This is a genomic window from Pseudoalteromonas rubra (assembly GCF_005887095.1).
GTDB classification, from domain to species: domain Bacteria; phylum Pseudomonadota; class Gammaproteobacteria; order Enterobacterales; family Alteromonadaceae; genus Pseudoalteromonas; species Pseudoalteromonas rubra_E.
In genome coordinates, this window is sequence record NZ_PNCI01000097.1 from 1 (window position 1) to 10,428 (window position 10,428).

9 protein-coding genes and 3 tRNA genes are annotated in these 10,428 nt (G+C 47.0%); 10 read left to right on the top strand and 2 right to left on the bottom strand.

All coding sequences use genetic code 11. The annotated features are described in order from the left end of the window. Positions 1 to 238: 238 nt before the first annotated feature. From CWB99_RS23095 to CWB99_RS23105, 3 genes are all read left to right on the top strand, one after another. Positions 239 to 313 (top strand) — tRNA-Gln (locus tag CWB99_RS23095). A 116-nt stretch (positions 314 to 429) separates the two neighbouring features. Further along, positions 430 to 514: transfer RNA gene (locus CWB99_RS23100), tRNA-Leu, on the top strand. Between the two features lie 213 nt (positions 515 to 727). Next, positions 728 to 812, top strand: a tRNA-Leu gene (locus CWB99_RS23105). A 133-nt stretch (positions 813 to 945) separates the two neighbouring features. Here the strand turns inward: CWB99_RS23105 and CWB99_RS23110 are convergent. Beyond that, entirely contained in the window at positions 946 to 2,109 is a 1,164-nt protein-coding gene (locus CWB99_RS23110; protein ID WP_138552856.1) for an FAD-dependent oxidoreductase, read from the bottom strand. Between the two features lie 326 nt (positions 2,110 to 2,435). Between CWB99_RS23110 and miaB the strand changes: the two genes are divergently transcribed. From miaB to CWB99_RS23145, 7 genes are all read left to right on the top strand, one after another. Further along, positions 2,436 to 3,869 (top strand): tRNA (N6-isopentenyl adenosine(37)-C2)-methylthiotransferase MiaB, encoded by a 1,434-nt coding sequence (miaB, locus tag CWB99_RS23115; protein ID WP_046002924.1) that lies wholly within the window; start codon positions 2,436 to 2,438, stop codon positions 3,867 to 3,869. Between the two features lie 53 nt (positions 3,870 to 3,922). Next, complete coding sequence (locus tag CWB99_RS23120) at positions 3,923 to 5,005, top strand: PhoH family protein (RefSeq protein WP_138552855.1); 1,083 nt, start codon at positions 3,923 to 3,925, stop codon at positions 5,003 to 5,005. Beyond that, positions 5,005 to 5,463 carry an rRNA maturation RNase YbeY gene (gene ybeY / locus CWB99_RS23125; RefSeq protein WP_138552854.1) on the top strand — a complete coding sequence of 153 codons (459 nt, stop codon included), beginning with the start codon at positions 5,005 to 5,007 and terminating at the stop codon, positions 5,461 to 5,463. The genes CWB99_RS23120 and ybeY overlap by 1 nt, the downstream gene beginning before the upstream one ends. 22 nt (positions 5,464 to 5,485) lie before the next feature. Beyond that, on the top strand, positions 5,486 to 6,364 hold the full coding sequence (corC, locus tag CWB99_RS23130; RefSeq protein ID WP_138552853.1) for a CNNM family magnesium/cobalt transport protein CorC: 879 nt from the start codon (positions 5,486 to 5,488) through the stop codon (positions 6,362 to 6,364). Next, entirely contained in the window at positions 6,342 to 7,922 is a 1,581-nt protein-coding gene (gene lnt, locus CWB99_RS23135) for an apolipoprotein N-acyltransferase (protein ID WP_138552852.1), read from the top strand. The genes corC and lnt overlap by 23 nt, the downstream gene beginning before the upstream one ends. 913 nt (positions 7,923 to 8,835) lie before the next feature. Beyond that, complete coding sequence (locus CWB99_RS23140) at positions 8,836 to 9,102, top strand: helix-turn-helix domain-containing protein (RefSeq protein WP_138552851.1); 267 nt, start codon at positions 8,836 to 8,838, stop codon at positions 9,100 to 9,102. Continuing rightward, positions 9,086 to 9,640: a GNAT family N-acetyltransferase gene (locus tag CWB99_RS23145; RefSeq protein WP_138552850.1), complete on the top strand. Its 555-nt coding sequence runs from the start codon at positions 9,086 to 9,088 to the stop codon at positions 9,638 to 9,640. The genes CWB99_RS23140 and CWB99_RS23145 overlap by 17 nt, the downstream gene beginning before the upstream one ends. A gap of 85 nt (positions 9,641 to 9,725) precedes the next feature. On the opposite strand, the gene CWB99_RS23150 is transcribed toward CWB99_RS23145, so the two are convergent. Further along, positions 9,726 to 10,160, bottom strand: a complete 435-nt coding sequence (locus CWB99_RS23150; protein ID WP_138552849.1) for a hypothetical protein — start codon at positions 10,158 to 10,160, stop codon at positions 9,726 to 9,728. Positions 10,161 to 10,428: the final 268 nt, after the last annotated feature.

Sequence of the window (10,428 nt, forward strand, 5' to 3'; positions counted from 1 at the left end):
CTCCTTCCGCACCATGTTCTTCAAGTTAGAACTAAAACTCTTGATTACGCTTTTTATTTCTGTAGTATCAAGCGTTAAGAAGAAGGATATTATCTATTAGATTTATCTGGATTCAAGATTTGAATTATTGCTGGAGTATCGCCAAGCGGTAAGGACAGAAGAGAGAGAGGTTTTGATCCCTCACTCATCCATCTCCCAGTTTCAAATCTTGAGAAAGTATTTAGATTTGGATTATTGCTGGAGTATCGCCAAGCGGTAAGGCAGCGGGTTTTGATCCCGCCATTCCCAGGTTCAAATCCTGGTACTCCAGCCATCTCTTCACGAGATGAAAATTCAGTTAAATATACGATGCGGAAGTTGCGGAATTGGCTGTTGTCGAATAAGACGCAGGATTCAGGTTTCTTTTGATTGTATTGATAGAGATTTAATGCGGAAGTGGCGGAATTGGTAGACGCGCAGGATTCAGGTTTCTGTAACTTCGGTTGTGAGAGTTCAAGTCTCTCTTTCCGCACCATTTAACTCTCTTTTCTTGAAAACTTTCTTCTTTTTAAAAACTAAATACTCGATGCAAAAGTAGCAGAATTGGCTGTCGTCGGACAAGAGGCAGGATTCAGGTTTCCTTTTCATTGATGAACTAAATATACGATGCGAAAGTAGCAGAATTTGTTGTTGTCGATTAAGACGCAGGATTCAGGTTTCTTTTTCATTGATAAACTAAATATACGATGCGGAAGTGGCGGAATTGGTAGACGCGCAGGATTCAGGTTTCTGTAACTTCGGTTGTGAGAGTTCAAGTCTCTCCTTCCGCACCATTTAGTTCAAAGACAACTCTAACTCCCTTATTACTCTTCTGATATATCTTAATTATTTTTCCATCTTCTTTATAATTTTCAGTTAATTTTGTTTCATTACTTTGCTATTTGCTATTCCTGTCATGAATGACGTCTAAACGACGCCACCCATAGCATGTTTCAATACTTCACGTTTAATTGGACCGGCATGATTAGCCACTTTTAACACCAGGTTGCGTAAATGCCTTAAAGGTGCAATTTCGTTAGAGAAGCCAAAGTAGCAGGCGTCCATCATGCTCATCATCATCAGGTTATCGTTACGACGGCTCTGCTCATAGCGGCGCAGCAAAGCGGCGTTACCAATGTCCTCAGCGCCTTCTAGTGCGCTTGCCAGCGCAACCACATCTTTGAACCCTAAATTAACGCCCTGCCCTGCCAGCGGGTTAATGGTATGTGCTGAGTCGCCAATCAGGACGACACGCCCCTGGTGGTATTGATTGGCATGTTGTCTGGCCAGCGGAAATACCGCGCTTTGCAACACCTCAAACTCACCGGGTAAATCGAAGAAGTGATTTTGTATCTCCTGCTTTAACTGTGCATTCGATAACATCTTCATCTGCGCCAGCTCATTGCCATGGTGATACCAGATCAGATTGGCATACGGATATTGCATGGGCAAAAAGGCAATCGGTCCGGACGGCTTAAACTGCTGCCAGGTTTTTACCTGCTGTGGCGCATCCAGTTTGATCAACACACCCATACAATGCTGTTGATATTGCCAACCGGTCACCCCAATGCCAGCCAGTTTGCGTACCACCGAGCGTCCGCCGTCAGCTGCTAACAGTAAATCGGCCTGATAACTTTGCTCCGGGTAAATCAACCCAACCGAATCAGTATTTTGCTTGATTGCCTGCGGCGTACCAGAAACCTGTTCGACCTGAATACCAAGGCGTTCGAACTGTGCCCACAAACTGGCCTGAATAAGACGGTTTTCAACAATGTGGCCTAAATGCGTTGCAGCCAGCTCCTCACAATCAAATAGCAGGCTGTTATTTTCCTGCTCATACGCTTCGAGCTGCTGATACGGTGCCAGTCTGGCATTGCGCAGTAACGGCATTGCCTGGAGTTCATCCAGCAAAGCTTCTGAGAAGCGATTAATGGCTGAAACCCGAATATCTATGGTCTGGTCCGTTAGAGCCTGCATGGCATCCAATGGATGCGTTTCGAGCACAGTGACTGTCAGGCCTTGCTGCGCGAGCTTGACGGCGGCTGCTGCGCCAACCATGCCACCACCTACTATCAGCACTTTGTTTTTCATACCCTTTTTCCTTAGTTCTGCTTGCTAAGTCATATCCTGCTATTGTAACCCAATTCGCTCTGAAAGGTTCACAGCCCTGCATAGTGTAGCCGAGCAAATACAAGATGCCTTGATCTTGGTTTCTAAAGTTAAAAACTATACTTGGCTAGTGTCATTAGGTCATATAAAATACGCGTCCTTTAAACTAATTTCACGCAAGATCCTGGCAAAGATACAGGTTATGCTCTGTACTGGCACAGGTGATAAGCGGGTCGGCTTAGTGATATTAGTTGTTTTAGCGTCGCACACCGTGCTATTCACCGAGTTGAAAACGAGGCATTATTTCAATGAGTAAAAAGTTGCATATCAAAACCTGGGGTTGTCAGATGAACGAGTATGACTCCCAGAAAATGGCGGATCTGCTTGACTCCACCAACGGCTATCAGCTAACAGAAGAAGCTGAGCAAGCGGATGTGATCCTACTCAATACCTGTTCAATTCGTGAAAAAGCACAGGAAAAAGTATTCCACCAACTGGGTCGCTGGAAGCTACTTAAAGACGACAACCCGGATCTGGTGATTGGCGTCGGTGGCTGTGTGGCGTCTCAGGAAGGCGACACCATTCGTCAGCGCGCGCCTTTTGTTGATATCGTATTTGGCCCGCAAACTTTGCACCGTCTGCCAGAGATGATCAAACAAGTGCAGAGCAAACAAGGCTCTGTGGTCGATATTTCATTCCCGGAAATCGAGAAGTTTGACCGCCTGCCAGAGCCAAAAGCAGAAGGTCCAAGTGCCTTTGTCTCTATTATGGAAGGCTGCTCTAAATACTGTACTTTCTGCGTTGTACCTTATACTCGTGGTGAAGAAGTAAGCCGTCCCCTTGATGATGTTTTACTTGAAGTTGCCCAGCTGGCAGAGCAAGGTGTGCGTGAAGTGAACCTGCTGGGTCAGAACGTAAACGCCTATCGCGGCGAAATGCACGATGGCGAAATTTGCTATTTCTCTGATCTGCTGCGCTTCGTGGCGGCCATTGATGGCATTGACCGCATTCGTTACACCACTTCACACCCGGTTGAGTTCACACCAGACATCATCGACGCATACGCAGACGTACCAGAGCTGGTTGATCACCTGCATTTACCGGTTCAAAGTGGCTCAGATCGCATTCTGAACCTGATGAAGCGTGGCCATACGGCGCTTGAGTACAAGTCGACTATCCGCAAGCTGCGCAAGATCCGTCCGAACCTGAGCATGAGTTCTGACTTTATCATTGGTTTCCCAGGCGAGAGCAAAGCTGACTTCGAAGCCACCATGAATCTGATCAACGACATTGGCTTTGATATGAGCTTCAGCTTTATCTATTCAGCGCGTCCGGGCACGCCAGCGTCTGACCTGCCTGACGATGTTACCGAGCAGGAAAAGAAAGAGCGTTTGTACTTGCTACAAAACCGCATTAATCAAATGGCGCAGGATATCAGCCGTAAAATGCATGGCACTGAGCAGCGTATTCTGGTCGAAGGTCCGTCGAAAAAGAATCCCATGGAACTGCGTGGCCGTACCGAGAACAACCGAGTGGTGAACTTTGAAGGTCCTCACTCAGTGATCGGTCAGTTTGTTGATGTACGTATCACAGAGGCGCTGCCAAACTCGCTACGTGGTGAGCTGATCAGGACCGAAGCTGAGATGGACTTACGCCGTGATGTGGCGCCATCTGATATCTTAAATCGCGCCCCGGCAGAACCTGAAGCCAACGAACTGGGTGTAGCGACCTTTACGCCTTAGTCTTGGAATTTCGACGCCAGCTGATGCTGGCGTCTTGTTATTAGGAAGTTGTTTTGAGTAACCAAGTCAAGAATATCGAATTTTATCTGGAACCCTCCGACAATCACCGCTTATCTTCTTTATGCGGGCCTTTTGATGACAACCTGAAGCAAATCGAACGTCGTCTGGGCATAGAAATTACCCACAGAGATAACTGGTTTAAAGTGACCGGCCAGCCAGTTGTGGCAAAAGCCGCCGTCGACATTTTAAAATCTCTGTATGTCGAAACCCAGCCTGTGCGCGGTAAATTTGCGGATATCGAACCGGATCACGTTCACCTGGCTATCACCGAAGCGAACTGCCTGGAGCAGGAAGCCCCGGATGTGTGGGAAAAAGAAGTGTTTATCAAAACACGTCGTGGTGTGGTTAAGCCTCGTAACCCCAACCAGAGCCAGTATGTAGCGAATATTCTGACTCATGACATCTGTTTTGGTATTGGCCCGGCGGGTACAGGTAAAACTTATCTGGCGGTAGCAGCGGCGGTAGATGCGCTGGAACGTCAGGAAATTCGTCGAATTCTACTGACTCGCCCCGCCGTTGAAGCCGGCGAAAAGCTCGGTTTCTTGCCCGGTGACCTGACGCAAAAGATAGACCCATATTTGCGCCCGCTGTACGACGCCCTGTTCGAAATGCTGGGCTTTGAAAAAGTTGAGCGTTTGATCGAAAAGAATGTGATCGAGGTTGCACCACTTGCCTACATGCGTGGTCGTACACTGAATGACGCCTTTATTATTCTGGATGAAAGCCAGAACACCACCACAGAGCAGATGAAAATGTTCCTGACCCGGATTGGCTTTAATTCCAAAGCGGTGATCACAGGAGACATCACTCAGGTGGATTTACCACGCGGTGCGCGCTCTGGTCTGCGCCATGCCATCGATGTATTGGGTGAGGTAGACGAGATTTCGTTTAACTTCTTCAAGTCTCATGATGTGGTACGTCACCCAGTGGTGGCACGCATTGTTGAGGCTTACGAGAAAAAAGAAGAAGCCGAGCGAAAGGAAAAGTTTAACAAACAGCAGGCAAGATTACAGGCACAGGCCAATACCACGCCGGCTGATACCCAACCGAACGCCAACAACGAGGAGCGCTCATAATGTCGCTTGAGGTAGATCTCCAGATTGCCAGTGACTTCGCTAACCTTCCCTCTGCCGCACAATTTCAGTTGTGGGCCGAAAAGGCACTGCTTGCGTATAAGGAAGAGGCCGAGGTCACCATACGGATTGCAGATGAAGTAGAAAGCCAGGAACTGAATAGTCAGTACCGCGGTAAAGACAAGCCTACCAATGTGCTGTCTTTTCCTTTTGAAGCGCCGCCTGGGATTGAGTTGCCTTTAGTTGGCGACCTAATTATTTGTCCTCAGGTAGTTTTTCGTGAGGCCGAAGAACAGGAAAAAACCTTCCACGACCATTTTGCCCATATGGTAGTACACGGGTGCTTGCATTTGTTGGGCTTTGACCATATAAATGAACAGGACGCCGAGGAAATGGAAAGTCTTGAAAAAGAATTCTTAGCCGATCTGGGTATAGCTGACCCATATCGAGATGACGTTTAACCGACTGGAGTAACACACCGCAATGAGCGACGAAAACTCGCAAAGTAGTCAGGGTTCTTCGAGCAAGACCTGGCTGGGACGCATCACTCAGATGCTGCAAGGGGAACCCCAAAACAAAGAAGAGTTGGTAGAAGTAATTGCCGACGCGCAGGAAAGAGCCCTGATCGACCCTGAAACCAAAGATATGATGGAAGGCGTGCTCAGTGTTTCTGAACTCAAAGTCCGTGACATCATGATCCCGCGTTCACAAATGGTGACGCTGGATGTTGACCAGGATCTCGAGTCACAGTTGCCTGCAATGGTTGAGTCCAGCCATTCACGCTTCCCGGTGATTTGTGAAGACAAAGATCATGTTGAAGGTATTTTGCTGGCCAAAGATCTACTACCACTGATTGTTCAGCGTGACAGCGAGCTGCCGACTATCCGAGAGTATCTTCGCCCTGCTGTTGTGGTGCCTGAAAGTAAACGTGTTGATGCACTGCTCAATGAATTTCGCCAAAAGCGCTATCACATGGCTATTGTCATTGATGAGTATGGTGGTGTCTCCGGCCTGGTGACCATTGAAGATATTCTGGAAACCATTGTCGGCGAAATTGAAGACGAGCATGACAACGAAGACGAGCAACAAGCGATCCGTCAGTTGTCTAAGCATGTGTTCAATGTTCAGGCATTAACCCCGCTGGACGAATTCAATGACTACTTTAAAACCGAGTACGACACGCAAGAAGCTGACACCATAGGTGGGATCATCTTGCATGCTTTTGGCCATATGCCAAGCCGGGGCGAAACCATTGATATTGCACCTTTGCAGTTCAAGGTTACTAACTCGGATAATCGCCGTATTTTGCAGTTACAGGTGACCATGCCAAAAGCTGAACATGTTGAAGACGTTTTCGAATAAACTGACCACCTTACTGAAAGACAAGTTTGCGTGGCTGGCACTGCTTTGCGGTGCCTCACTTACCTTTAGTTATGCCCCTTTTGGGCTCTGGCCTGTGACTTTTTTGGCACTCGCAGTCGGGTGTTTTGTCACTGATCAGCCTACTACCCGACAAGCCGCTAAATATGGCTTTTTATTTGGCTTTGGCTGGTTTTCGGCTGGGATCAGCTGGGTACATGTGTCAATCGCTCAGTTCGGAGGCTTACCCTTACCAGCCTCACTGCTACTAATGGGCCTGCTGTGTGCCTATCTGGCTATTTACCCTGCATTGGCGTTTGCTTTGGCGACACGTTTTTCAGATAAACCCTGGCAACGTATCGCGCTGTTACTAGCCGGGTTTGGGGTATTTGAATCCCTCCGTGGTACCTTATTGACTGGATTTCCGTGGCTCAGTTTTGGCTACAGTCAAACCGACGCACCACTTAACATACTTGCTCCCTGGATTGGCGAGTTTGGCCTGACCCTGGTTTGCGTGTTACTTGGCGCGCTGCTGTACTACCTGCTCTGGCAAAGGCGCTATCAGCTGACCATGATTGCCCTGCTGCCTGTGCTGGCACTCATCCTGTTTACACGCATAGCGGATAATCCGGTACACTATAACGGCGAGCAAACCCGAACCTTGCTGGTTCAGGGCAATATTCAGCAAAGCCTGCGCTGGGAGCCTGAGCAGTTCTGGCCGACTATGTCTAAATATCAGGATATGACCCGCCCATTGTGGCAACAGGCCGATCTGGTTGTCTGGCCGGAAGCGGCTATTCCTGAGCTGGAAGACTTAGCCTTCGACTTTTTGCATAATCTGGATAAAGCCGCCGCGTTTAATCAAAGCGCACTCATTACCGGCATCCCGGATTATCAATTTGATACCCGCAATGTCTATAACACCCTGATTGTGGTTGGTAAACAACATGCAGAGGATGAGCAAGGCCACTATCGCTACCTACACTCTAACCGTTACCAGAAACACCAATTACTGCCCATCGGAGAGTTTGTCCCCTTTGAGGAGTGGTTGCGACCCATTGCGCCGCTGTTCAACCTGGCGATGTCATCCTTCTCGCGAGGCGAAGCGCAGCAGCCTAATCTGATTGCCAACGGACTGCATATTTTGCCAGCTATCTGCTACGAAATTGCCTTCAGCGAACTGGTGAGAAACAATTACACCAGTGAGTCAGACATGCTCTTTACTGTAAGTAATGACGCCTGGTTTGGTGATTCGCACGGCCCGCATCAGCATATGCAAATTGCCCGTATGCGTGCGCTGGAGCTGCAACGCCCTCTGGTCAGAGTGACCAACAATGGGATCAGTGGGATTTATGATCCACTGAGCCAGACTCAGCATACGCTCCCTCAGTTTGTTGAGGAGACGATGTTACTGGACGTAAAACTGATGAGCGGAAACAGCTGGTATAGCCAACATGGAAACAAATGGATCTGGATAGTGTTGGTACTTTTGACTACGCTGGTCATGCTCGAAAAAGGATTAACCAGATTTAAATACCGGGTTGAGCGTGACTACTTATGAATGTAGTCACGTATTGAGTACGAAGGTTAGCTGCGTATTCTGAAGTGATAGAATCCGTCTGCCTGCAAACTCTTCCAATTGTTTCGATATTTATTCTGCAGAGACTCACATGATTCACTTGTATCGAATGACAATGTCAAATCACTTTTTGACAGCGTTGCTGCTAGCATAGTGCTATACATTAGTTTACACGTTTCAGTAGAAATATAGCCGGACTTTGTAGAGGTACTGCAGGCATATAGGGAATTTCCATAACCCTCGAAAGAAAAGTACACTTGCCCGTTTTTATTTATGTCTACAGCCGTAGCCTTCATAGTACAGTGCGCGTTTGCAAATACCAACTTTGGCGACAGAGAGAGCAGAATCACCGCAGCAATTAGCTTTTTCACTTGTTTTTCCTAGTTCATTATTAATTGGTACGCAACTCTATCAAAAAACGGCGACAATTCACCAGTGCAACTGCACCCATATTTGGAACTTTTATCTAAGTTCACCAACAAACCCAGCTCAGAAAGTACTTCGAAAGACAAAAAAGTTAAAATAAGTGAGCCATTCGAGCTTCATTGTAGTCTTTATACAAGGAATATAAGCGCACAGACACCCAGCTCGTTGGCCACTTGTACTACAACAAAAGTTAATTGATGAATCCTCGATAAAAATTGCGCCATTATGGAAAGTATTTGTGCTTTTTCGGTGCAAGTCTGTCACTTTTCGCTCCCAAAAAATAAATAAGCCATTGATTTTTATCTCCTTAAATTCTTGGCACATAACTTTCTTGTTGTAACGTGTACAGGCGAAATAGGAGCATAAAGAATGAAAACCTGGTTAGAGACACTAATCTTGGTGTGGCACATTGACTACAGTGTTTGGCCGCCCAGTGACTGCCACTTCAACCAAGGGGCGAAGCATTAATATGGCTGCCAAACTCTCTTCCACTCATCCCAGTGTTCTGCGTGCTGTGCATATGGTACAGAGTCAGCAACTGACCATTCATGAAGCAGCCACACAGTTTGCCTTATCGCAACGGACGCTCTATGCAGCACTTCGGGGTAAACAGCCCCACACTCAGTCGCGCTATTCACAGCTGTTACGTCAAAAGCAACAGCTGGAGTCTCAGCTTCGTCAGATCCGTGAAGAACTGGCTTGTATACAAAAGGATGATTATGCGACTCACAATTGAGCCCCTCGCGCAGCTCACTATGGAGCAGCAGCAAGCGCTTGCCTGGCAACTGCAAGCCTGTGTTGCTCAGGGGGCATCCCTGGGGTTCTATCAGCCTCTTTCTGACGCTGACGTGACCGATTACTGGTCTCAGGTCAATATTGAACTGGCAGAGAAAAAACGCCTCTTGCTCGGCGCTTACGTCAATCAGCTGTTGGTTGCCTCGGTACAGCTGGTCCCTTGTCAAAAACAAAATGGCCGACATCGGGGAGAAGTCGAAAAATTACTGGTACATCCCGATTATCAGCGTCAGGGCATAGCCCAAACACTGATGCAAGGTCTCGAAATTTATGCCAGTCAGCTGGGCATAAAACTCTTAGTGTTAGATACACAAAGTGGTGATAAATCAGAACAGTTTTATCAGGCAGTTGGTTTTAGCAAAAGCGGAGAGATCCCGCACTTTGTCAGTGATCAACAAGGCGCCCTGTATGCCACCAGCTATTATTATAAGTTGCTTGGTCAGAGTACCTTAGCAAGCAACTCGTCTTCGCTAAGTTAATAAATCAAGCTTCACGTATTACAACCGTTGAATTAGCTAAGCTCTTCAGGCTTTAAGGGAGAGTGGACACTTCCTCCCTTAAAACTTATTCAGGCTCAGTGCCGCAGATACCACCTACCACTTCATTGGTATCTGTATTTTCAACCCAGAATGTCACAGCATAGTCTACAACCTTTCTTCTGATCAGGTAACTACTGCCTGCTTTGGCATCAACCCAAACACAGCCGTTTGCGAATGTGTTCTTATGGCGATATTGGACTTCTATCGTGTGGACACCTTTGTTAACGTTTAAAACGTCTGGAGCAGGGGAAATATTCCCTGGAAGCGCTAACATTTCTCCATTAAGAGACTTTATTACAACACGCTGATCGAGCCCTGTTAACAACGTGTGTTCCTTTTCTGTTTCTGTTTTTATCACCGCGAAACTGCTTTCTTTCGTGACATCAACTCCCTTTTGAACGTGCGTGCTAGCACACCCAGATAAACCCAAAATAAGTACTGCTCCAAAGATTTTTTTCATACAACCTCCAAATATATATTAATAACGTTCATTTCGTATCGGCGATAGAAAACCATTAAACACTGGTGAAATTTATTCCATTGCTGTTTATGAGGGAGATGCGAGCCCAATTGTATTTACAGAATAATTTTCGCACAAACTAGTTTTAAGGGTTTGCTCTATCATTCAAACGCCAATTTAGGGTGGATGTTCTCAATGCCTTTTCGTATTTAGTCGATTCTGAATAACCCACTTTTTTAAGTGGCCGGGCACGCGCATTCGGCTCGCA